At 69.6% G+C, this 22957-nt stretch carries 19 protein-coding genes; 12 read left to right on the top strand and 7 right to left on the bottom strand.

Translation table 11 applies throughout. The annotated features are described in order from the left end of the window. The first annotated feature begins 28 nt into the window (after positions 1-28). Entirely contained in the window at positions 29-1468 is a 1440-nt protein-coding gene (locus ACFWHT_RS00225) for a sugar porter family MFS transporter (RefSeq protein ID WP_378824366.1), read from the top strand. 9 nt (positions 1469-1477) lie between these two features. Continuing rightward, on the top strand, positions 1478-1810 hold the full coding sequence (locus ACFWHT_RS00220; protein WP_378824364.1) for a tryptophan synthase subunit alpha: 333 nt from the start codon (positions 1478-1480) through the stop codon (positions 1808-1810). Between the two features lie 108 nt (positions 1811-1918). On the opposite strand, the gene trxA is transcribed toward ACFWHT_RS00220, so the two are convergent. The 4 genes from trxA to ACFWHT_RS00200 form a co-directional block, all read right to left on the bottom strand. After that, on the bottom strand, positions 1919-2242 hold the full coding sequence (gene trxA / locus ACFWHT_RS00215) for a thioredoxin (RefSeq protein WP_378824362.1): 324 nt from the start codon (positions 2240-2242) through the stop codon (positions 1919-1921). Positions 2243-2322: 80 nt separating this feature from the next. Then, positions 2323-3297, bottom strand: a complete 975-nt coding sequence (trxB, locus tag ACFWHT_RS00210) for a thioredoxin-disulfide reductase (protein ID WP_378824361.1) — start codon at positions 3295-3297, stop codon at positions 2323-2325. A gap of 100 nt (positions 3298-3397) precedes the next feature. Continuing rightward, entirely contained in the window at positions 3398-5011 is a 1614-nt protein-coding gene (gene murJ, locus ACFWHT_RS00205; protein WP_378824359.1) for a murein biosynthesis integral membrane protein MurJ, read from the bottom strand. Continuing rightward, positions 5008-7092, bottom strand: coding sequence for a DUF6049 family protein (locus ACFWHT_RS00200; protein WP_378824357.1), 2085 nt, complete (start codon positions 7090-7092; stop codon positions 5008-5010). The genes murJ and ACFWHT_RS00200 overlap by 4 nt, the downstream gene beginning before the upstream one ends. 88 nt (positions 7093-7180) lie before the next feature. On the opposite strand from ACFWHT_RS00200, the gene ACFWHT_RS00195 reads away from it, so the two are divergent. The 6 genes from ACFWHT_RS00195 (at position 7181) to ACFWHT_RS00170 (ending at position 14076) form a co-directional block, all read left to right on the top strand. Further along, entirely contained in the window at positions 7181-8698 is a 1518-nt protein-coding gene (locus tag ACFWHT_RS00195; protein ID WP_378824355.1) for a methyltransferase, read from the top strand. 29 nt (positions 8699-8727) lie between these two features. Next, the gene (locus tag ACFWHT_RS00190) at positions 8728-9786 is read left to right on the top strand and encodes an LLM class flavin-dependent oxidoreductase (RefSeq protein WP_378824354.1); all 1059 of its coding nucleotides are present in this window, start codon (positions 8728-8730) and stop codon (positions 9784-9786) included. Positions 9787-9966: 180 nt separating this feature from the next. Next, positions 9967-11304 carry an ABC transporter substrate-binding protein gene (locus tag ACFWHT_RS00185; protein WP_378824352.1) on the top strand — a complete coding sequence of 446 codons (1338 nt, stop codon included), beginning with the start codon at positions 9967-9969 and terminating at the stop codon, positions 11302-11304. After that, positions 11301-12221, top strand: coding sequence for a carbohydrate ABC transporter permease (locus tag ACFWHT_RS00180; protein ID WP_378824350.1), 921 nt, complete (start codon positions 11301-11303; stop codon positions 12219-12221). Before ACFWHT_RS00185 ends, ACFWHT_RS00180 begins: the two co-directional genes overlap by 4 nt. Continuing rightward, the gene (locus ACFWHT_RS00175; protein WP_378824349.1) at positions 12218-13114 is read left to right on the top strand and encodes a carbohydrate ABC transporter permease; all 897 of its coding nucleotides are present in this window, start codon (positions 12218-12220) and stop codon (positions 13112-13114) included. The genes ACFWHT_RS00180 and ACFWHT_RS00175 overlap by 4 nt, the downstream gene beginning before the upstream one ends. Next, complete coding sequence (locus ACFWHT_RS00170; protein ID WP_378824347.1) at positions 13111-14076, top strand: carbohydrate kinase family protein; 966 nt, start codon at positions 13111-13113, stop codon at positions 14074-14076. The genes ACFWHT_RS00175 and ACFWHT_RS00170 overlap by 4 nt, the downstream gene beginning before the upstream one ends. 43 nt (positions 14077-14119) lie before the next feature. Here ACFWHT_RS00170 and ACFWHT_RS00165 read toward each other — a convergent pair whose 3' ends face one another. Then, a complete protein-coding gene (locus ACFWHT_RS00165) occupies positions 14120-14944 on the bottom strand; it encodes a DeoR/GlpR family DNA-binding transcription regulator (RefSeq protein WP_378824344.1) in 825 nt (274 codons plus the stop codon). Between the two features lie 124 nt (positions 14945-15068). Between ACFWHT_RS00165 and ACFWHT_RS00160 the strand changes: the two genes are divergently transcribed. The 3 genes from ACFWHT_RS00160 to ACFWHT_RS00150 all read left to right on the top strand — a co-directional run bounded on the left by ACFWHT_RS00160 (position 15069) and on the right by ACFWHT_RS00150 (position 18354). Further along, positions 15069-16385 carry an alpha-glucosidase/alpha-galactosidase gene (locus ACFWHT_RS00160; protein WP_378824343.1) on the top strand — a complete coding sequence of 439 codons (1317 nt, stop codon included), beginning with the start codon at positions 15069-15071 and terminating at the stop codon, positions 16383-16385. Between the two features lie 75 nt (positions 16386-16460). Further along, positions 16461-17315, top strand: coding sequence for an endo alpha-1,4 polygalactosaminidase (locus ACFWHT_RS00155; protein WP_378824341.1), 855 nt, complete (start codon positions 16461-16463; stop codon positions 17313-17315). 40 nt (positions 17316-17355) lie between these two features. Further along, positions 17356-18354 carry an amidohydrolase family protein gene (locus ACFWHT_RS00150; protein ID WP_378824339.1) on the top strand — a complete coding sequence of 333 codons (999 nt, stop codon included), beginning with the start codon at positions 17356-17358 and terminating at the stop codon, positions 18352-18354. A gap of 60 nt (positions 18355-18414) precedes the next feature. Here ACFWHT_RS00150 and ACFWHT_RS00145 read toward each other — a convergent pair whose 3' ends face one another. After that, on the bottom strand, positions 18415-20967 hold the full coding sequence (locus tag ACFWHT_RS00145; protein ID WP_378824337.1) for a fibronectin type III domain-containing protein: 2553 nt from the start codon (positions 20965-20967) through the stop codon (positions 18415-18417). Between the two features lie 59 nt (positions 20968-21026). Further along, positions 21027-22289: an FAD-dependent oxidoreductase gene (locus ACFWHT_RS00140; RefSeq protein WP_378824334.1), complete on the bottom strand. Its 1263-nt coding sequence runs from the start codon at positions 22287-22289 to the stop codon at positions 21027-21029. Between the two features lie 76 nt (positions 22290-22365). On the opposite strand from ACFWHT_RS00140, the gene ACFWHT_RS00135 reads away from it, so the two are divergent. Then, positions 22366-22956: a TetR/AcrR family transcriptional regulator gene (locus ACFWHT_RS00135; protein WP_378824333.1), complete on the top strand. Its 591-nt coding sequence runs from the start codon at positions 22366-22368 to the stop codon at positions 22954-22956. Position 22957: the final 1 nt, after the last annotated feature.

The raw sequence follows: 22957 nt of genomic DNA, 5'->3' as shown, positions 1-22957 counted from the left end.
TCCGGGCAGATCCAACAGGGGGGTTGCCATGGCAAGCACGGCGAAGGCGGATTCGATTCGCGGACGCGTCATCGGAGTCAGTATCGCCGCGGCCCTGGGAGGCTTCCTCTTCGGGTTCGACACCGCGGTGATCAACGGCGCGGTCGACGCCCTGGCCGGAGCATTCGACCTGGGCGTCGGTCTGAAGGGCTTCGCGGTCTCCTCGGCCCTGATCGGCTGCGCCATCGGCGCCTGGTTCGCAGGCCCGGTCGCCAACCGGTACGGGCGCGTCCCCACCATGATCACCGCGGCCGTGCTCTTCTTCGTCTCCGCCATCGGCTCGGGGCTCGCCTTCGGCGTGATCGACCTGATCATCTGGCGTATCATCGGCGGCTTCGGGGTCGGGGCGGCGTCGGTGATCGCCCCCGCCTACATCGCCGAGGTGTCGCCCGCCCGCGTGCGCGGGCGCCTCGGCTCGCTGCAGCAGCTCGCGATCGTCACCGGAATCTTCGTCGCGCTGCTCTCGGATGCCCTTCTCGCCGGCGCAGCCGGCGGTGCCGCGGAGTCCCTGTGGGTGCTGGATGCCTGGCGGTGGATGTTCATCGCTGAGGCGGTGCCGGCGCTCGTCTACGGCATCATGGCGCTCCGGCTGCCCGAATCACCGCGCTACCTGGTGGCCAAGGGAGACATCGACCGGGCCTCCGAGGTGCTCAGCACGGTGACCGGTGCCATCGACGTCGATGCGAAGATCGTCGAGATCACCGGCACGATCAACACCGAGCGCAAGGAATCGCTGCGCGATCTGCGCGGAAGCAGACTCGGCCTCAAGCCGATCGTCTGGGTCGGGATCCTGCTGAGCATCTTCCAGCAGTTCGTGGGCATCAACGTGATCTTCTACTACTCGACGACGCTGTGGAAGTCCGTCGGGTTCGACGAGTCCGACGCTCTGACGATCACCGTCATCACCTCGGTGACCAACATCGTGGTCACCATCATCGCGATCCTGCTCGTCGACCGCGTCGGGCGCCGCCTGATGCTGCTCGTCGGTTCGGTCGGGATGACGGTCACGCTGGGACTCATGGCGGTCGCGTTCTCGTTCGGCACCCTGGATGCCGAGGGCGCGGTCGTGCTTCCCGAACCGTGGTCGGGAGTCGCCCTGGTCTGCGCGAACGCATTCGTGGTGTTCTTCGGGGCGACCTGGGGCCCGCTGGTGTGGGTGCTTCTGGGGGAGATGTTCCCCAACTCGATCCGCGCCGGCGCCCTCGCGGTCGCCGCGGCGGCGCAGTGGGTGGCGAACTTCTTCATCTCGACGACGTTCCCTGCGTTCGCGGAGATCGGCCTCACCTTCGCCTACGGGTTCTACGCGTTCTTCGCTCTGCTGTCGTTCTTCTTCGTGTACTACAAAGTCGCCGAGACGAAGGGCCGGGAGCTGGAGTCGATGACCGAGGATGTGATCGTCGAGCGCCGCAGGCGTCCCTCCGGCGCGTAGGCTTGTCGGGTGACCGAGTCCGTGCCCCGCAGAGCCAGCCTGGAAGTGCTGCGCGCCGAGGCGTCGGACGAGCGTGCCGTGCTGATCCAGGAGCGCCTGCGGGCGGGTGAGGACCCGTGGGACTTCATGGAGGATCTGCCGAGCGTGGACGAGCTCGTGGTGTACCTGCTGCGCGCCGAGAACATCCGCGCCAACGACAGCGTGCGCCCCAACGCCGCCCGTCACTACCGCGTGCTTCGTCAGATCGCGCTCGAGTATCCCGAGCTGACCAAAGCGGTGTGGGGGATGCTCGGAGAGCAGCGCCACCGGCGCTGGGACCCGTCGATCGCCGACGCGTCCTGAGCCGGGCAGGCCGCCTCCGCCTCCCCGCATCCGCCTCCCCGCATCCGGCATCCGGTACGACGAAGCCCGCCGCCGGTGAGGCGACGGGCTTCGGAGAGAGCAGCGGGATCAGCCGATGAACGCGGCGAGGTCCTGCTCGAGCGCGAACTTCGGCTTGGCGCCGATGATCGTGGTCTTGACCTCACCGCCGTGGAACACCTTCATCGCGGGGATCGAGGTGATCTGGTACTGCATCGCGAGGTTGGGGTTCTCATCGACGTTCAGCTTGAGGACCGTGATCTTGTCGGGGTTCTCGGCCTGGATCTCATCGAGAACGGGAGCGACCATCCGACACGGACCGCACCACGCGGCCCAGAAGTCGACGAGAACGGGGCCGTCGGCCTGGAGCACGTCCTGCTCCCAGGTCGCCTCGGTGGTTGCCTTGGCAGTCATGGTGTCTCTTCCTGTTCGGTCCTGCGATTCGGTCTCTTCCCGGGTACAACACGGGAAGTGGGGGATGTGTTCCCGTCGCCTCAGCCGACGATGATCTCCGCCGCTTCGGCGGCGGGGACCTCGACGGAGGCGTCTTCGAGTGAGGCGAGGAAGTGCTCCACGTCGAGCGCGGCGACCACGCCCGAGCCGGCGGCGGTCGCGGCCTGGCGGTAGGTCGGATCGATCACGTCGCCGGCGGCGAAGATCCCGGGCACCGAGGTTCGCGACGAGCGGCCGTCGACCCAGATGGTGCCCTCCGGTGCGAGGTCGAGCTTGTCGTGCACGAGGTGGGTGCGCGGGTCGTTGCCGATCGCGACGAAGACGCCCTGCACGTCGAGCTCGCTCGTAGAGCCGTCGACGACGGACCTCAGTCGCACGCCCGAGGTCTCGAACTCACCGAGGATCTCGTCGACCTCGCTGTTCCAGATGAACTCGATCTTCTCGTTCGCGAACGCGCGCTCCTGCATGATCTTCGAGGCGCGCAGGGTGTCCTTGCGGTGGATGACGTACACCTTCGACGCGAAACGGGTGAGGAAGGTGGCCTCCTCCATCGCCGAGTCGCCGCCGCCGACCACGGCGATGGTCTTCTCACGGAAGAAGAAGCCGTCACAGGTGGCGCACCACGAGACGCCGTGGCCGGACAACCGCTCCTCGCCCTCGACGTTCAGCTTGCGGTAGGCGGATCCGGTCGCATAGATGACGGCGGATGCCTCGTGCACCGCGCCCGTGCCGAGCGTGACCCTCTTCACGGGGCCGTGCACGTCCAGCTCCACCACGTCGTCGTAGAGCACCTCGGTGCCGAACTTCTCGGCCTGCTCCTGCAGCTTGACCATGAGGTCGGGACCCTGGATGCCCTCGGGGAAGCCGGGGAAGTTCTCGACGTCCGTGGTCTTGGTCAGCTCTCCGCCGACCTCGACGGAGCTGGCGACGAGAAGCGGCTGCAGGTTGGCGCGCGCCGCGTAGATGGCGGCGCTGAATCCGGCCGGACCGGAACCGATGATGATGACCTGACGCATGTGCTCTCCTCTGCCGGCAGGTGCGTCCCCGGACGCGGGGAACCCGCCACGACTGCTTCAACCCATGCTAACCGTGAGACATTCCCCGCGGCTGAACAGGTCAGCGCGAGGGCAGGAACCGCTTGACGAGCCCCGAGACCACGCTCAGCTCAGGCGCGCGCAGCAGGAACAGCACGACCAGGTAGACGACCACGGCCGCACCCCCGACGACGCCGGTGCCCACGGCGCCGAGCAGGCGCCCGGCCATCCCGTCCGAGGCCACCGCCCAGCCGTCGGCGCCTCCGATCAGCGCGTAGACACCCCAGCCGGCGAAGCCGGCGGGAACGGCCGCGAGGGCGAAGCGGCTCAGGGACAGCAGGATGCCAGGGACCTCCAGGCCCCCGAGGCGCCGTCGCAGCAGCACGATCGCGATGAGGGCCTGCACGAGACCCGCCAGTGACTGTCCCAGCGCCACGGCGGCGGCGAGCTGGCTGAGCGGGACGAGCAGCGGGGCGACGAGCGCCGAGACGACGATCAGCGCGCACTGCACGACCGTGAACCAGAACGGCGTGCGCGTGTCGCCGTAGGCGTAGAAGGTGCGCTGCACGATGAACAGCACCGAGAGGGGGAGGAGCCCCACCAGGTAGCAGATCAGCACGGGTGCGGCCTGCTCGGCTTCGATTCCCGACTGGGTGAAGATGCGGCTGGCGGGCACGGATGCGACGGCCAGCGCCACGGCGGAGACGACGATGAAGATGCTGATGGCGCGGATGCTGCGGGCCACGTCGCCGCGCACCTCATCGTGCCGGCTCTCGGCGGCGTGCTCGGAGATCTGCGTGAAGTACGGGGTGCCGATGGAGACGGCGAAGATCGAGTAGGGCAGCATGAACACCAGCCACGCGGCCATCATGATGGTCCCGGCGGGATGCTCACCGGACGCCTCCGACACGACGTTCGCCTGTGCGAGACCGGCGAGCTGTCCGGCGATCACCATCAGGAAGGTCCAGCCGGCCAATCTGCCGACCTGACCGAGCCCGACGCCCTTCCATCGGAAGTCGGGGCGCAGGTGCAGCCCGGTGCGCCGCCATGCGGCGAGCAGCAGTGCCGCCTGGACGGCGATACCGAGGGTGGCGGTCCCGCCCATCACCGCGATCATGGTCGGGTCCCACATGTCGACGTCGTTCCGGTTGCCACCGAACAGCATCATGAAGACGAGGAAGCCGGCGATCGAGATCAGGTTGTTCGCGATCGGCGCCCACGTGTAGGGCCCGAAGACGCGCTTGGCGTTGAGCGTCTCGCCGATGAGCGCGTAGAGACCGTAGAAGAAGATCTGAGGCAGGCACCAGTAGGCGAACGCCGTGCCGAGGGCGAGCTGGTCGGGCGTGAACCTGCTGGCGTAGATGAACACGAGCCACGGGGCCAGCACCATCGCGACGCCGGTGGCGGCGAGGAACACCACGGTGCCGAGGGTGAACAGCTTGGAGATGAACGCCTGGCCGCCGTCCTTGTGCGAGGCGGACTTCACGATCTGCGGGATGATCACGGCGGTGAGGATGCCGGTCTGGATGATCGTGAAGACGTTGTTGGGCAGCTGATTGGCCGTGCTGAAGGCGTCGCTCGCCCTCCCGAGCGAGCCGATCGCGGCGACGAGCACGATGGTGCGCACGAGCCCGGTGACGCGGGAGACGAGCGTCCCCGCGCCGAGGATCGCGCTGGCCCGGCCGAGACTGCTCATTCGTCCTCCTCCGCCGACGTCGTGTCGACCGTGTTCCGACGCCGTCGGCGGATGGTGCGGATGAGGCCGAGCACGAACAGCACGGCGATCACCCCGCCGAGGATGCCGATGCCGATGCCCTCCCAGTCGGCCCGCAGTGTGACGTCGGCGGTGGCGGGGCGGCCGATCGCCACACCGGTGGGGCTGGTGAGCTCGAAGTCCACCTCCACCTCGCCGCTGGCGACGCGGGCCTGGATCGGCACGTCGACGCGGGTGCTGCCGGAGCGTCCGGCCTCGACCTCGGTGGACGGCGTGATGTCCAGTCGCGGATCGGACGGGTCGCTGTGCAGCGTGACGCGCACCGGCCAGGGCAGGTCGTTGCGCACCCACACCGGCAGCGGTGCCGCGGAGGTAATGAGCTGAACGGGTTTGGGTCGCTGGATCCCGACGGAGTCGAGGATCGTCCGCACGCGCGCTGCGCGGTCGGTCACTCCGCCGGTGAAGGCCTCGTCGCTGAGCCCGACGCGGATCGCACGCAGCAGGCGGATCCGCTCGGGGGTGAGCAGCACGCCGGGTTCGTCGAGGATCGATGAGAACGCGCGAAGACGCTTCTCGCTGTCCAGCATCGCGGTGAGCGCCGCGGAGCGTGAGGTGTTCGCCTCTGCGATCAGACGCGTCCGCGCGGCGTCGGAGGTCGTCAGGGCGGACAGGCGCACGTCGGGTGACGCGAACGTGCTCAGCAGTTCGCGCAGCGCCACGGGCGACCGGGACTCGGAGCGCTCCAGGCCCACCAGCACCGTGGAAGAGCGCTTGCCCGCGAAGAAGAGGTGTCCTGCGGCGCCGGCGAGCTGCCTCTCGGCCGCACCGACGTCGGTCTGTTCGACCGTCGCGGACATCCGTGCGGACGTCGGCGCATCGAGCACGAGCACGTCGTGTCCGTCCACCGTGCTGTGCGCGACCGCTGTCGCGTTGAGCGCTGTCGACGGGAGCACCGTGACGGCGCGTCCTTCGACGTACGCGTCGAAGGCGTCGAGGTCGGCTGCGGTCACGTCGGCATCCGGCCACAGGATGTCCGTGCGCGCCCCGCCGATGCCGGTGAGCTCCGCGTTGTCGGGAAGAACGGGGTCGCCGGACGGTGTGGGGCCGGGTGTCGGCGTCGCCTCGGGTTGCGCCTGGGGGAGATCGGCGGGTTGGATCAGCGGTCGCAGGTCCAGCGAATCGAGCCCCTGAGACAGTTCGGCGTGCGACTGCACGGCGGCATCCGCGTCGGCGAACCGCAGAGCGAAGACGTCGTTGGCCAGACCCTCCAGGCGGTCGAGCCAGTCGACGGCGCTCTGCGGGGCGCGTGTTCCGAGCATCCGGATGGCGGCGGGGATCGCGGGATCGACGCCGACGATCGCCGTCGTGCCTGTGACGGCGTCGAGCTGCCCGGTGAGATCGCCGTCGGATGCCGTGAGCTCGGTCAGCTCGTCGGCGGTGAGCAGCGAACCGTCTTCCGGAGTGGCCGTGATGGGCACGAGCACACCGACGGTCCGCTCGCCGGGTGCGGCGACCACCATCACCGAGGTGGCGGACACGTCCCAGGTGGTGTCGTCGGCGTCGTCCGTCGTCGCGCCGGTCAGCTGCGCTTGGACGGGGTAGACCCCGGGGCGCAGGTCGCCGAGCGCGTCGGCGTCGACGATAGTGCTCACCTGGGCACTTTCCCCGGGGGGGACGGCCGGCGTCTTCTCGGTGGCCAGGCTGCGGAAACCGCCGGGCGCGGTGCCGAGGTCGAGCCAGGTGTCCAGCGCGCTGCCGTCGGCGAGAGGGGTGTCGTTGATCTCGAAGGAGACCGAGCCGGCGCTGAGGAGGTTCTCGGTGTCGTTCGTCACGGTGACGGCGGCCAGCAGCGGCCCGCCCGGCTCGATGCGCGAGCCCGCACCCGTGGACACGGACAGAGCGACCGCGGGGTCGCCGCCCTTCTCGGCATCCGCATCGTCGGCCGCGGACGCGGTGGAGGCGCTCCCGACGGCGATCGCGCCGACGACGACCACCGCGGCGAGCCGGCTCAGCAGCCGGCGCGCGCGGTGGCGGAGGCCGTCGCGGGGGGAGATCGCTGTCATTGTTCGGGTCGACGACGCCGATATGACGGTGCGGTCGATGCCCCCGATTCTAGGTGGCGACCCGCGGGGAACCCTGAAGGCGCGTAGAGTGACGGCCGTGCCGGATCGTGCCCACCCCCGTCCAGACCCCGTTCTCGCGCTGGCGCTCGCCGCTGATCTGGATGCCGCGGACTTCCGTTCCGACCCGCTGCGGCGGCTGTGGGGAGAGGAGGCCGACGACGCGCTCGGACGCGGTCTGCGTGAGCCGATCCTGCGCGCGCTGGCCTCGCGCGACGACCCGCTTCCCACGCTCGGACGGCTGTGGGTGCTGGGGATGCCGCAGCCACTGCCCGCCGTGCAGCGCGCGCTGGCCCGCGTCGGCGTCGACGGCATCATCGCGCTCGGACTGGCGCGCCTGGACGGTGCGACCGTGGTGCCGGAGGCGCTGATCCGGCCACAGTCGTTCGTCGATGCCGACGGCGTGGGGGAGTGGTGGATCGCCAGCGATCTCGACGAGACGGCGCTGGGCACCTCCCTGCCCGCCGACCACGTGCTCGGGGTGGGCGGAGCGTCGCGCACGCTGGCCGAGCTGATCATCCCGGCCTCCGTCGAGCGGGCGCTGGATCTGGGCACCGGATGCGGCATCCAGGCTCTGCTCGTCTCCCGCCACGCGCAGACGGTGGTGGCGACCGACATCTCCGCCCGGGCGCTCGCGTATGCGGAGCTGAACGCGCAGCTCAACGGCGTGCGCAACGTGGAGTTCCGCCTCGGCAGCCTCTTCGAACCGGTGGCCGGCGAGGCGTTCGACCTGATCGTGTCGAATCCTCCCTTCGTGATCACTCCGCGCGCCACCGGCGTGCCGGAGTACGAGTACCGCGACGGCGGCCTGATCGGCGACGCCCTCGTGGAGCGCTTCCTGCGCACGGCGCCGCAGCACCTTGCCCCTGGAGGGGTCGCCCAGCTGCTGGGCAACTGGGAGTCGCGCGGGGGCGTCGACGGCCTGGAGCGCGTGCGCACCTGGCTTCCGGAAGACCTCGACGTGTGGCTGATCCAGCGGGAGCAGCTGAGCCCGCTCGGCTACGCCGAGCTGTGGATCCGCGACGGCGGCACGCTCCCGCGGGATGCCGGGTTCACCGGCCTGCTGCGCGCCTGGCTCGACGACTTCACGACGCGCGGGGTCACGGCGATCGGCTTCGGGTACGTGCTCCTGCGTCGTCCGGCACGGGCGGATGCCCAGCCGCTGCGCCGCTTCGAGACCCTCGCCCAGCCGGTCTCGGATCTCGGCCGTGCGCTGGGCGCCGGCCTCGCAGCGCACGACGCGCTCGCCGGAGGCATCCCCGACCGGCTGATCGTGGCACCCGACGTGACCGAGGCGCGTCACCACATGCCCGGCAGCGAGGACCCCAGCGTGATCGAGCTGCGTCAGGGCGGAGGCTTCGCCCGCACGATCAGCGTCGACTCGGCGCTGGCCGGCTTCGTCGGCGCCTGCGACGGCGAACTCTCGGTCGGGCAGATCATCGCGGCGCTCGCGGACCTGTTCGAGGTGCCGCTCGCCGAGATGCGCGCCGACATGGAGCCGCGCATCCGGCGCCTGGTGGCGGACGGCCTGCTGGTCCCGGCGGAATAGCATCCGGCATCCATTCGTTCGAATAGAGCATGAAGGCTTTCGGTTTCCTCTCCTTCGGGCACTACGCGGATGTGCCCGGCTCGTTCACGCGCACGGCGGGCGACATGCTCCGCCAGAGCATCGAGATCGCCGAGGGCGCCGATGAGATCGGCGTGAACGGCGCGTACGTGCGCGTGCACCACTGGGCCAGGCAGGCTGCCTCACCGATCCCGCTGCTGACCGCCATGGCCGCCCGCACCCGTCGCATCGAGGTCGGCACCGGCGTGATCGACATGCGCTACGAGAATCCGTTCCAGTTCGCCGAGGAGGCGGCTGCGCTCGACCTGATCGCAGACGGACGCATCGCCCTCGGTGTGAGCCGTGGCTCACCCGAGACGGCGCTGCGCGGCTACGAGACCTTCGGCTTCCACGACGGCGAGGACACCGAGCGCGGCAGCGTGATGGCCCGCGAGAAGTTCGACCTGTTCCTGCGGATCATCGACGGGGAGCGTGTCGCCCCCGGCGACCCGCGCATGGTGGGTGCCGGTCAGTACCTGGCCATCGAGCCGCAGTCCCCCACGCTCCGCGACCGCATCTGGTGGGGCGCGGGCTCACGCGCGACGGCGGAGGACACCGGGCGCAAAGGCCTGAACCTGATGAGCTCCACATTGCTCACCGAGGCCACCGGGCAGCCCTTCCACGAGCTGCAGCGCGAGCAGATCGACCTGTTCCGGGCCGCATACCGGGCGGCAGGGCACACCGGCAGCCCGCGCGTCTCGGTCAGTCGCAGCGTGTTCCCCCTGGTCAGCGACCGCGACCGGGCGTACTTCGGGCTGCGCTCGGAGGAGTCCGGCGATCAGATCGGCATCATCGACGGCTACCGCTCGACCTTCGGCAAGACCTATGCGGCCGAGCCCGACGTGCTGATCGAGCAGCTGCGGGCCGACGAGGCCGTGATGGCGGCGGACACGCTCATGCTCACGATCCCCAACCAGCTCGGCCCCGAGTACAACCTGCACGTGCTGCAGTCGTTCGCCGAGCATGTCGCCCCCGCGCTGGGCTGGAAGCCGAACACCGACGGACCTGTGCAGGGAGACGCGGTGAGCTGATCGCCTCCGGGCTTGATCGCCGTGTTCTGCGCAACCGTTGCCAGAACAGTCAGTTAACTGAGCGATTAACCCGATTGTGCTGTCTATCCTGCTCAAATCATGCAAGATTGCTGGTGGGCGCTCGGCGCTCTCATCCGAGGCCCGTGTCGAGAGCCACGATCCTGCAAGGGGGCAGACAGCATGAATCCTGTTACGCACAGCACCTTCTCCCGACGCCGTGCCTTCGGCCGCGCTGCGGCGGGTCTGCTCGCCGTCGCCGTCGGCGCGACGCTCGCCGGGTGCGGCACCGGGCCGAAGCCGGCCACGAAGCTGGACCCCGAGGCCGATGTGACGATCACGTGGTGGACGGGACAGGCCGATCAGGCTCAGACGATCCTCAAGGGTCTCGCGGAGGAGTTCGAGGAGGAGCACTCGAACGTCACCATCGAGATGTCCTCGGGAGCGCCGTCCACCGAGGATCTGCTGCAGAAGCTCTCCTCGTCCTTCGCGGGTGGGACCTACCCCGACATCTCGTACTCGTTCGGATCCTGGGCGAGCGAGCTCGCCGGCTCAGGACGCACGCTCGACATCACCGACAAGGTCGCCGACGACGCCGATCTGGGCTGGGACGAGTTCTCGGGGGCGGCACGGGCGACCGCGCAGCCCGAGGGCGGAGCCACGATCGGCTTCCCGGCCGTCGTCGACAACATCTCCCTGATCTACAACAAGACCGTCTTCGACGCCGCCGGCGTCGAGTACCCCACCGACGACTGGACGTGGGACGACTTCCGCGCCGCGGCCGCCGAGATGACCGATCCCGCGACCAAGACATACGGATACGGCTACTCGGTCTCGGGATCCGAGGAGACGACCTGGCAGTTCTGGCCGCACCTGTGGCAGCGCGGCGGTGAGATCCTCGACGGCGACACGGCGACCTTCGACTCCGCGGAGGGCGTCGAGGCGCTGACCTTCCTCAAGGAGATGGCCGTCGACGACAAGTCGGTCTATCTCGACCAGACCGACACCAAGTTCGGGCAGTTCTTCGCCAGCGACCAGATCGGCATGATCACCTCCGGACCCTGGATGCTGTACGACCTGAAGACCGCCGGCACGAAGTACGGCGTCGCGCCCCTTCCCGGCATCGACGGCGACCACACGACGATCTCGGGCGCCGACATCTGGGTGATGTTCGACCACCAGGATCCGAATCGCGAGTACTGGTCGTACGAGTTCATGAAGTGGCTGACCGCGGCCGAGCAGGACGTGCGCTGGAACGTGGCCTACGGCAACCTTCCGCTGCGCGAGAGCGAGGTCGAATCGCCTGAGTTCCAGAAGCAGGTCGACGACATGCCGGGCATCGAGATCATGGCTGCGAACAGCGCGAACGCCACGATCCCGCGCCCGACCGTGCCCGGCTACGTGAAGCTCTCCGAGTCGATCGGCGACGCCATCTCGCGGGTTCTGCAGGGACAGGCCGAGCCCGAGCCGGCGCTGCAGGACGCCGCCGACCGCGCCACCGAGGCGCTGGGGGAGCAGTGAGGCCGAAGGCGGCCACGGCGTCGCGCCCGGGGAGGGCGCGACGCCGCACGCAGGACAACCTCACCGGATGGGGATTCGTCGGTCCGGCGACGCTGATCATCCTGGGGCTCTCGATCTTCCCGGCGGTGTGGGCGTTCCTGCTCTCGCTCCAGAAGTGGAACGGGTTCGCCACCCCGGAGTGGATCGGCGCCCGCAACTACACCGAGATGGCCGCGGATGCCGACCTCGGGGCGGCCGTGCTGCACACCCTGGTGTACACGGCGATGTTCGTCCCCGCCTCCGTCCTGCTGGGACTGGGGCTGGCCGTGGCGCTGAACCGGCGGATCGTGCTGATCGGGGTGTACCGCACGCTGATCTTCCTGCCCTTCGTCGTCTCCGCAGCTGCGACGGGCATCCTCACCACCTACCTGTTCAACCCGCAGTTCGGCCTGGTCAACAGCGCACTGCGGATTCTCGGGCTCCCCCAGCAGGGGTGGCTGGAGGATCCCTCGCAGGCGATGCTCGTGATCGCGATCATGTCGGTATGGGGTCAGGCCGCGCTGACGACGGTCATCTACCTCGCCGCTCTGCAGGACATGCCCGCGGAGCTGTCGGAGGCGGCTCGCGTGGACGGCGCGAACAAGTGGCAGGCCTTCTGGCACGTGATCTTCCCGCAGCTCGCTCCCGTCACGGTGTTCGTCACGATCTGGCAGGCCATCCAGGCGATCCAGCTGTTCGACGTCGTGTACACCACGACCCGCGGCGGCCCCCTCGGCGCCACCGAGACCATCGTCTACTACCTGTGGAACGCCGCGTTCCGCGAGCTGGAGTTCGGCTACGCGTCGGCGGTCGCCTACGGGCTGTTCGCCGTGACCCTGGTCGTCACGATCATCGTCGTGCTGTGGCAGCGGCGCTCTGCGAAGGGGATCACCGTATGACAACCTTCATCGATCGGCCGTCGCCCGAGAGCGTCGCAGCGCCGGCCACGACGCGCACGCTCATCGTGACCAGGCGCAAGCGGCGCCGCAGGTCATGGGCGCACCTGCTGCTCGTGCCGGTGGCGCTGCTGTTCGCGGTGCCGTTCCTGCAGATGTTCATCACCTCGCTCACCCCGGAATCGGAGATCAACCGGTTCCCCCCGAGCTTCATCCCCTCGCACTTCACGCTCGACGGATACGTGAAGCTCTTCGAGCAGTCGGACATCCTGCACTGGCTGGGCAACTCCGTGATCGTCTCCGCGATCGGCATCGTCTCGCACGTCGTGCTCTGCTCACTGGCGGGCTACGGATTCGCGCGGCTGCGCTTCGCAGGACGCAACGTGAGCTTCCTCATGATCGTGGCGACGATCATGATCCCCACTCAGCTGCTGATGGTGCCCACGTACGTGATGTTCGCCGCGGTCGGCATCATCGACACTCTCGCGGCCGCGATCGTGCCCTGGTTGGCGAGCGTGTTCGGGATCTTCCTCATGCGGCAGTTCTTCCTGTCGCTCCCGGCCGAGCTCGAGGAGGCCGCGATGCTCGACGGCTGCTCGAGGTTCGGCACCTTCTGGCGGATCATCTTCCCGCTCGCGCGTCCGGCGCTGGCGACCCTGGCGATCTTCACCCTGCTCGGCTCCTGGAACGACCTGGTCTGGCCGCTCATCGCGATCAACGATCCCGGCGCGTTCACGGTGCAGCTCGGCATCACGAACTTCCAGGGTGCGCGACGCACGGACTGGTCCCTCTTGATGGCATCGAACGTCATCGCGACGCTGCCGCTGATCGTCTTCTTCGTCTTCGCGCAGCGTCAGTTCATCGCGACGATGACGTTCTCCGGGGTCAAGGGATGAGCTCCCCGGTGGGCCCTCCGCGTGCGGTGCTGGTCGTCGGAGACGCGAACGCGGACCTGGTGCTCCGCGGCGACGTCGTGCCGCGGTTCGGGCAGGCCGAGCAGCTTCTCGACGCGGCGGACCTCGTGCTGGGAGGCTCCGCGAGCATCGTGGCGTGCGGCACGGCGCACCTCGGCGTGCCGACGTCGCTGCTCTCCCGCGTGGGGGACGACGCCTTCGGCGCCGTCGTCCTCGACGCCCTGCGCCGACGCGGCGTCGACACCTCGGAGGTGCGGGTCCGGTCCGACGTCGGGACGGGCCTCTCGGTGATCCTGTCCGCGCCCGAGGACAGGTCGATCCTCACCGCGCTCGGAACGATCCCGCTGCTGACGGGCGAGGATGTCATCGACCGGCTGGAGCACTGGCCGGGGAGCGTCGGCATCCTGCACGTCGCCGGCTTCTTCCTGCAGCCCGCGCTGGTCGCGCAGCTGCCGGCGATCCTGGAGCGGGCGCGGTCGCTGGGATGGACGACCTCCCTCGACACGAACTGGGATCCGGCCGATGAGTGGTCCGGAGTGGAGCCGGCACTGGAGCACCTGGACCTGCTGATGCCGAACCGCAGCGAGCTGCGCGCGATCGCCCGCGCGGTCGGCGCAGACGGGACGACGGATGAGGAGCTGGCCCGTTCTCTGTCACGCCGCGGACCGCGTGTGATCGTCAAGGACGGTGCGCGTGGCGGCTGGTCGGTGCGCGGGGAAGAGGACGTCGAGCGCGGCCCCGGCCTGACGATCGACGTCGTGGACACCACCGGTGCCGGCGACAGCTTCGACGCCGGGTACCTCGCCGCGCTCGCGCACGGGGTCGACACGGAGGATCAGAGGCTCCGCTGGGCTGCTGTCGCCGGATCGCTGTCCACCACCCGCTCGGGAGGCACCGCAGGACAGGCCGACCTGTCCGCCCTCACGGCTGCGCTGTCGCACTGACGGGAGGCCTCGGCCGCTGACGCCGGTGGTCGCCCTCGCGGTCTCAGCCGCGGACGGCGTCGTGGTCCGCGACGACCTGCACGTCGACGCCGGCGGCGGCGATCGCGGCGAGCTCGACGGGATCGGCGCTGGAGTCGGTGACGAGGATGTCGATCTCGGACAGGTCGGCGACCTTCGCCAGCGTCGCCCGCCCGATCTTCGAACCGTCCGCCACGACGACCACGCGATCGGCCTGCGTCACCATCGCGTGGTTCGTGCGGGCCTCGGTCTCGTTGTGCGTCGTCGCCCCGCCGCGCGCGCTGATTCCGTCGGTGCCGAGGAATGCGGTGCCGACGTTGATCGCGCCGAAGGTCCTCTCGGCGAGCACCCCGACGGTCTCGAGCGAGCTGGAGCGGATGAAGCCACCGGTCATGATGACGTTGAGCTTGCTGCGCGTGGCCAGCTCGACGGCCGTCGTGAGGGCGTTCGTCGCGACGGACAGGTCGTCTCTGGATGCGAGAGCGCGGGCGACCGCGGTCGCGGTCGTGCCGCCGCTGATCGCGACGGAGTACTGCCCCTGGGGCAGCAGCCGTGCGGCGTGCTCGGCGATCCGCAGCTTCGCGTCGCGGAATCGCGAGTCCCGAAGCTGCACCGGCACCTCGGTCGTGGGATCCAGCGCACGGGCGCCGCCGTGCGAGCGGATGAGCAGACCCTGCTCGTCCATCTGAGCCAGGTCGCGCCGCATCGTCGCGGTCGAGACGCCGAGATCGTCGGCGATCTCGGTGAGTCGGGCGCTCCCGCGCTCGTTGACGTAGCTCAGGATGCGAGACATCCGCTCAGTGCGTCGCCGTGACGTCGCCTGCGGAGCCACCCCTGGTGTGTCGAGCATCTGATCCCCTTCGCGCCTTCGCGAGTTCCGACGGTCGATTCATTCGATCATGCGGAATGAGTGAAACAAGCAATCTGTTCCCCAATTATTGCGTGGAAACCGTGCAGTCGGCAATCATCAAGGCATGGTCAACATCGTCTTCATCGGCGCGGGGAGCGTCGTCTTCACCCGTCAGCTCGTCGCCGACATCCTGCGCTACCCGGAGCTCGCCGAAGCGCGGCTCGTGCTGCACGACATCGACGCGGAGCGTCTGGCGGTCGCCGAGGCGAGCGCGAAGCACGTGAGCGCGCGCCTCGGAGCGCGCGCGGACGTCGCGGCGACGCTGAACCGCCGAGAGGCGCTCGAGGGGGCCGACTACGTCATCAACATGATCCAGGTGGGCGGCATCGATGCGACGATCGCCGACCTGGAGATCCCGGCGCGTCACGGCCTGAAGCAGACCATCGGAGACACCACCGGCATCGGCGGCGTGTTCCGCGCGCTGCGCACGTTCCCCGTGCTGAGCGCGCTGGCCGAGGACATGCGCGAGGTGTGCCCGGATGCCTGGCTGCTCAACTACACCAACCCCATGGCGATGAACCTGTGGTGGCTGTCGGTCGTCGCGCCCGACATCAAGGCCGTCGGCCTGTGTCACAGCGTCTACTGGACGGCGAACGACCTCGCCGAACTCATCGATGTGCCGTTCGAGGAGACCAGCTTCCGGGCTGCCGGCGTCAACCACCAGGCATGGCTGCTGGAGTGGACCCGAGACGGTCAGGATCTGTACCCCCTGCTCCGGGAGCGCATCCAGGGCGACGACGACCTCGCCCGCCGCGTGCGGGTGGAGATGTTCCGCCGGCTGGGTCGGTACCCCACCGAGACCAGCGAGCACTCCTCGGAGTACCTCTCCTGGTTCCTGAGGTCCGAGGAGCAGATCGAACGGTACCGTCTGAAGCCCCTGGAGTACGTCGACATCAGCCGCGAGAACATCGCCGAGTTCGAGGCGGCCCGCACGGCGCTGGCCGAGGGTCGCGATCTGGAGCTGCCCGACGGCGCGAGCGAGTACGCTCCCCAGATCATCCACTCGCTCGTCACGGGCACGACGCGCGAGGTGCACGTGAACGTGCCCAACCGGGGTCTGATCGACAATCTCCCGGCCGATGCCGTCGTGGAGGTTCCGGCCGAGGTCGGCGAGGGCGGGATCGTCCCGCGGCCCATGGGCTCGCTGCCGGTTCAGCTCGCCGCTCAGAACATGCCCTACATCTCGGTGGGACGATTGACGGTGGAGGCCGCCCGGACCGGCGACCCCACCCTCGTTCGCCAGGCTGTGCTGATGGACCCGAACGCGCAGTCGACACTCACGCCCGAGCAGATCTGGCAGGTGTGCGACGAGCTGACCCGTGCCCACGGCGACCTGCTGCCTGCCGGGCTCCGCACGCCGATCGGTGACACCGGGTTCTGAGCGCTGCGCCGAGGGGGACGCAGTCGAGAAGTGATGACAGGAGAAGGCGCAGTGCACACGACACGGAGGAGAACCATGAACAAGCTGATGACCCTCGGCGGCGCGATCGCGATCGCGATCGGCCTGACGGCCTGTGCGACCGGGGCGCAGGGCGCGCCGTCGCCCGAGCCCGCCGCCGTGGAGCTTCCGCCCACGACCGGCGTCTTCGACTACCAGCTCGGCGGCGCGTACGACGAGCTGGATCTCGGCGACGGTCCCGTCGAGATCGACGTCGTGGTGCGCGATGCCACGGCGCAGCCCCTCTCCGGTGCCTACAGCGTCTGCTACGTGAACGGCTTCCAGACCCAGCCCGGCGAGGCGGACTTCTGGCTCGATCATGAGGACCTGCTGCTGCACGACGGCTCCGGAGAACTCGTGATCGACCCCGAGTGGCCCGACGAGTACGTTCTCGACCCCAGCACCTCGGCGCAGCGGGACGGGATCCTGGACGTCATCGGGCCCGTGATCGACGGCTGCGCCCAGAGCGGCTTCGACGCCGTCGAGATCGACAACCTCGACACCTGGACGCGCTTCGCCGAGATCGACGAGGCGGGTGCGCATGCGCTCGCCTCGGCCTACGTCGACCGGGCGCACGGCGCCGGCATGGCGATCGCCCAGAAGAACGCCGCGGAGATCACGACCCTCGCGCATGACGAGCTCGGTTTCGACTTCGCCGTCACCGAGGAGTGCGGTGTGTGGAACGAGTGCGCCGCGTACACCGGCGTGTACGGCGACCATGTGCTCCAGATCGAGTACCCCGGGGCGCTGGCCGAGGAGAACATGACGTTCGCCGACGCGTGCGCACAGTCCGACCGCGCGCCGCTCACCATCCTGCGAGACCTCGATCTCGTCGCCGCAGGGACCGCCGGCTACGTGTACGAGGCCTGCTGACCCGCGCATGCTTCTCGCCGACTGGGAGCCGCAAGCCCAAGTGAGCGTCCCCGCCACCTCCGTGCCGCGAGCGGCGGTGCCGGCGATCGACGTGCACAATCACCTCGGCACGTGGCTGACGGAGGACTGGTGCGCTCCCGACGTCGGAGCGCTGCTCGGCCTGATGGACCAGACGAACGTCGAGGCGATCGTCAACCTCGACGGCCGGTGGGGCGCCGAGCTCGATGCGAATCTCGAGCGGTACGACCGCGCGCATCCGCACCGCTTCGCCACCTTCTGTCACGTGGACTGGGACCTCCTCGCGGAAAGCGGTGGCGTCGCCGCCCTGCAGCGGCAGCTGCGCGAGTCCGCGGACCGCGGGGCGCGCGGCGTGAAGGTGTGGAAGAACCTCGGCCTCGCGGTGCGCGGCCGAGACGGGAAGCTGGTGCGTCCTGACGCTCCGGAAGTCGTCGACGTGCTGTCGACCGCCGGCGAGCTGGGGCTTCCCGTGCTCATCCACGTCGCCGACCCGAAGGCGTTCTTCGAGCCGGCGGACCGGTACAACGAGCGCATCGACGAGCTGAACGAGCAGCCGCAGTGGTCCTTCGCGGATCGGTCGCGCTTCCCCTCCTTCGGGGAGCTCATCGACGCCCTGGAGTCGTTGCTGGTCGCGACGCCGGGTACCCGGTACATCGGCGCCCACGTCGGCTGCGTGGCGGAGGACCTCGACCGCGTGGAGCGGCTGCTGGACGCGGCCGCCAATCTCACGGTCGACATCGCCGGTCGCCTGGGCGAGCTGGGGCGTCAGCCACGACGCTTCCGGCGTCTCGTGGAGCGGCATCCCGACCGCATCCTGTTCGGCACGGACGCTTTCCCCCTGCACCGCGACGATCTGCTGACGCACTTCCGCTTCCTGGAGACGGATGACGAGAGCTTCGACTACGCCGCCGGCTGCGCGGTGCCACCGCAGGGCCGATGGACGATCTCGGCGGCGGACATCCCCCGCCGCCTGCTCCCCGGTCTCTACGCGGACAACGCACGGAGGGTCCTGGGCCTCTGAGCCGCCTCACGCGCGAGGGCGCCGCCCGGAGGAATCCGGACGGCGCCCTCGTCATGGGGACTACTCGGCGTCGGCGCGCAGACGCCGGCGGACGATCAGGAACGTCAGGCCGAGCGCCACGAGCACCGCGGCGGTGACCACGTACGGCATGCTGTCGGCACCCGTGATCGCGAGACCGCTGTCACCGGCCTCACCGCCGTCGGTCTCGTCCCCGCCGGTCTCGCCGCCGCCGGGTGCGTCGTCCGGGTCATCGGTCCCGGGAGGCACCGCGGCGGCGGTCACGGTGAGCGGCGCCGTCACCTCGGTGCCGTCGGCCCTGATGACCGCCAGCGTGTGCTCGCCGGGAAGCGTCGCGGCGGGGACGACGAGCGATGCCGTGAACGCGCCGTCGGCATCCGCCGTCGCGGTTCCCAGCGTCACCGGCTCGGAGCGCAGCTCGATCGCCAGCTCCTCGCCCGCCGTGAAGCCCGTGCCCGACAGCGTCGCGGTGCCGCCGGCCTTCACGGCGGCTTCCTCGAGCGAGACCGATGCGGGCGCCTGCTGTGCGGGCGGGGTCATGCCCGCCTCGGTGACCCACTTCTGCCCGTCGTCGTACTTCGTCACGGTGAACTGGTCGTAGACGTCGCCGACGTTCTTGTCGGTCGTGGCGCCGGCGACCTTCTCGGCGATGTAGGAGCGGTAGACCAGCTGGTCCTTCGAGACGTCGATCACCTGGTAGGTCGTGATCTTCTCTCCGCGCAGCACCTGAGTGGCGCCGTTGTTCGTCCACACGTTCTTCGCCTCGGTCTCGAGGTCGTAGTGCTTGGCGCCCGAGTTCGACACCATGTAGACCGGTCCGGTGGTGAGGCCCGGGGTCTCGGTCGCGGTGGTGTTCTTGTAGCCGCGTGCGTACGTGTGGTCGTGGCCCATCATGACCAGGTCGATGTCGTTGCGCTCGAACACCGGCACCCACTCGTCGCGGAGGATCGGCTCGTCGCGTCCCGCCGAGGTCGAGTACACCGGCTGGTGGAACGTGACGACGTTCCACTTCGACGGGCTGGCGCTGAGGATGTGGTCGAGCCAGGCCGCCTGGAAGCGGGTCCACAGGCGCGCGACGTCGTTCTGCGGGCACTCCTCAGCCGTGCACGAGGGCAGCCCGGACGGCGTGAGGAACGTCGTGTCACGCGTCGCGTTGAGCGTGATGAAGCGCACGTTCTGGTAGTCGGTGTAGTACGCGGTCTCCTTCGCGAACTCGCTCCAGTGCTCGAAGTACGCCTTGTACTGGCGTGCCACGTCGGTGTCGCCGTGGGCGAGGTTCGCGAGCTCGCCCACCGTGCCCACCGACGGGTTGTTGTGCGGGTACTCGAAGTTCGCCTTCCACGCGGTGAGCATCTTGTCGCCCGAGTACTCGTGGTTGCCGGGAGCGGCCATGACGTTCGTGGTCGCCGCGGAGTCGTTCATTCCCTTGAACCAGTTCAGCCACTCGGTCTCGTTCGAGCCGGTGTTGATCAGATCGCCGGCGTGCACCGAGCCGATCGAGCGCGGCGCGTTGGCCTCGGCCTGCTTCACGACCGAGGGCCAGGTGGAGTCGAGGCCGATCTGCGCGTCGCCGTAGTAGACGAACTGGAAGTCGGTGGCGTCCGGGTCGGCGGTGCGGAACTCTCGCCAGTCGCTCCAGCTGCCCTCCAGCCCGACCCGGTAGCGGTAGGCGGTCGCCGGGGACAGCCCGTCGACCGTCGCCGAGAAGTGCTGCAGCGGGTTGCCGTTCACGACACCGGCCGAGTAGGCGTCGACCGTGCGCACGTCGCCTCCGGATGCCGGGGCGATCTGCACCCCGCCCTGCACGTGCGAGGCGTCGCCCGCCAGCCACGAGAACGACTGCGAGGTCTCGGGAGTCGTGGTCGGCGTGAGGATGACACGGCTCGGCGGGGCCGAGACCGGTTCGGCGGAGGCGGAGTTGAGCTTCAGCTCCGACATGTCGAAGTAGATGTCCGAGCTCGATTCGCGATCCTGGTACAGGGCGACGGCGACGGTGTTCTCGCCGTCCTTCAGCAGGTCACCGGTCGCCGTGAACGTGCTGGTGAGCGGATCGCCGTTGCTGTCGCCGGCGTACTCCAGGTTCGTGGTCCCGGTGACGCGGCCGTCGACGTACCCGGCGACCTTGGTCCCGTTGACCCAGACGACCAGCGCGTCGTCGTAGGTGACCGTTCCCGCGAGCGAGGCGACCTGATCGGCCACGCCGTCATCGAGGGTGAACGAGGTGCGGAAGAAGTACGTGGGGATCGTCGTCGTCGTGTCGCCGATGTAGTGGGTCAGCAGCGTGCGCGGCTGGTGCGGTCCGACCTTGCCGAGCTCGCCCCGCTTCGCCCCGAACGATCCCGGTGCGCTCTTCCAGGTGCTGTCGTCGTACGACGGCGTCGTCCACGAACGCAGGTTCGCATCGCCGTGGGCGGGGTCGGTGTTGTCGTCCAGGTAGCGCCAGGTGCTGTCGGTGGTGAGCACCGGTGCGGTCGGCACGTCGGAGGCGGATGCCGCGGCTGCCGCGGCCGGTGCCACCAGTATGCCGCCGAGCAGTGCGGCGAGCGCGGCGGCGCTCGCCGTTCTGCCGTGCCGTGCTGCGGGTCGAGAATGCATGTCGGTCCTTCGTTCGGAGTGGGGAGCGGGCGCGCGGGCCCGCTCCTACCGAACCGACCTCAGGTGTCTGCGCGGTGACCTGCCGGGGGCGCAGCGGTGAACGTCGCGTTCCGCGCCTCGCGGGCGATCGCGTCGGGATCGGGGCGGCTCGCGACGAGCTTGAGGATCGGACCCAGGGCGGCGCGCACGCTCAGCATCCGCATCACCGTCTCGCGCAGCCAGGCGACGAGCCGCCCGCGACGGAACATCAGCTTCGCCAGCATCCGGGAGTTCGACTGCGCCGCCTCGACGCGCGGGCGCTCCGCCCGCTCCCACGCCTCCAGCACGTCCGCCAGCACGGCGCGATCCGCCTGGCGCAGCATGCGCGCCAGCATCCAGGCCGACTCGATCGCCATCCCCGCGCCGATCCCGGCCGTGGGCAGGAATCCGGCTGCGGCGTCGCCGAGCAGGACGCCGTGCGGCAGCACCCAGCGGGGCACGCGCGCGTCGTCGAGGCGCCAGAGGTAGGGGTCCGGATCCGCCGCGACGGCGGCGACGGCGGCCGACAGACGCGGGCCGAGCTCGTCGACCCGGTTCCGCACGGAGCCGGCGAAGGCGGCCGGGCCGTCCGCGAGAGCGGCGTCCGGCCCGCCGAGGAACACCCCGAGCCGGTCCTTCACCGGGTAGACGCCGAGGAAGAACCCGTCGCCCCAGAGCTCCTCGCCCAGCGCGGGATCGCCGAGATCCTCCGCCCAGGCGACCCAGCCCGACCAGCCGGTCTCGACCGCATCGGGTGCGCCCGCGCCGAGCACGTCGCGCATGCGGGAGCGGATGCCGTCCGCGCCGATGATGAGATCGAACGCCGCTTCGGAGGCGGGCGCTCCGTCGGGTCGAACGAAACGGGCGGTGCCCTCGGCGACGGCATCCACCGTGGTGCCGAACGTCACCGGGCACCCGTGCGCGGTCAGCACCTCGATGAGCGCGCCGCGGGAGATCCCGTTGTACTCGCCGTAGACGCTCAGCAGCTCGCTCATCGAGTCGGTGCGCAGCAGCCTGCCCCGGTGCGAGCGGAACGCGTACCGGGCCATGGGCGTTCCCGCGTCGCGGTACTCCGTGTGAACCCCGAGGTCGACGAAGGCCTGATCCACGGTGGGCATGAGCGCGAGCATGTACCCGGGATGCTCCATGACGGGCATGCGGTCGACGAGCACGGGATGCAGACCGTCGCGGCGCAGCAGCTGTGCGAGCGTGATGCCGGCGATCCCCGCACCGACGATGAGCACCCGCAGACGGTCGTCGCGCTGTGCGGCGAGCTGTGCGGCGAGAGGTGTCTCGGTGAGCATGTTCCTCCTTCTGGACCAGCCGGTCCAGTGCCCACCGTACTCCCTACTGGACCGGGCGGTCCAGTAGACTTCCGGCATGGCTGAGCTCACCGGCACGCATCGTGACGCCCTCATCGAGGCGACGGTCTCGGAGTTCGCCTCGGCCGGTTACGAGGGCGCGTCGCTGAACCGCATCATCCGCGCCGCCGGCATCAGCAAGAGCTCGTTCTACCACGCGGTCGGATCCCGGGCCGAGCTGCTCGACGCCGTCGTCGAGACGCTCGTCGCCGACGTGCGCGGGCGGTGGACGCCGCCCGCGCCCGCCGAGTTCGCCGAGGACTTCTGGGCCGTCGCGAATCGGGTGCTGGCCGAGCTCACCGCCCTCGCGGGACAGGACCGTGCTCTCGCGCTGCTGGGACGCATCTTCTACCTGCCGGCGACCGGATCCGCGGATGCCCGCAGCACCCTGCTCGACGCGATGCGCTCCTGGGTGGGGGAGGTGCTGCGGACCGGGGTAGCCGCCGGCGCGGTGCGCGACGACCTGCCCGTCGACGCGCTCGCCGCCGCCGCGTTCGGGATGCTGCGCGGTCTGGACGAGTGGGCGCTCAGCGGGGTCGCGGACGAGACGAGTGCGGCATCCGCCCCGGGCCTGCTGCTGCACGCGATGCTGCAGCACCCGCCCCGGTAAC

Origin of the sequence: Microbacterium sp. NPDC058342, assembly GCF_042723935.1 — a bacterium.
Lineage (GTDB): Bacteria > Actinomycetota > Actinomycetes > Actinomycetales > Microbacteriaceae > Microbacterium.
Note: the sequence above shows the minus strand (reverse complement) of the source record. Positions and strands in the feature narration are given on the sequence as shown.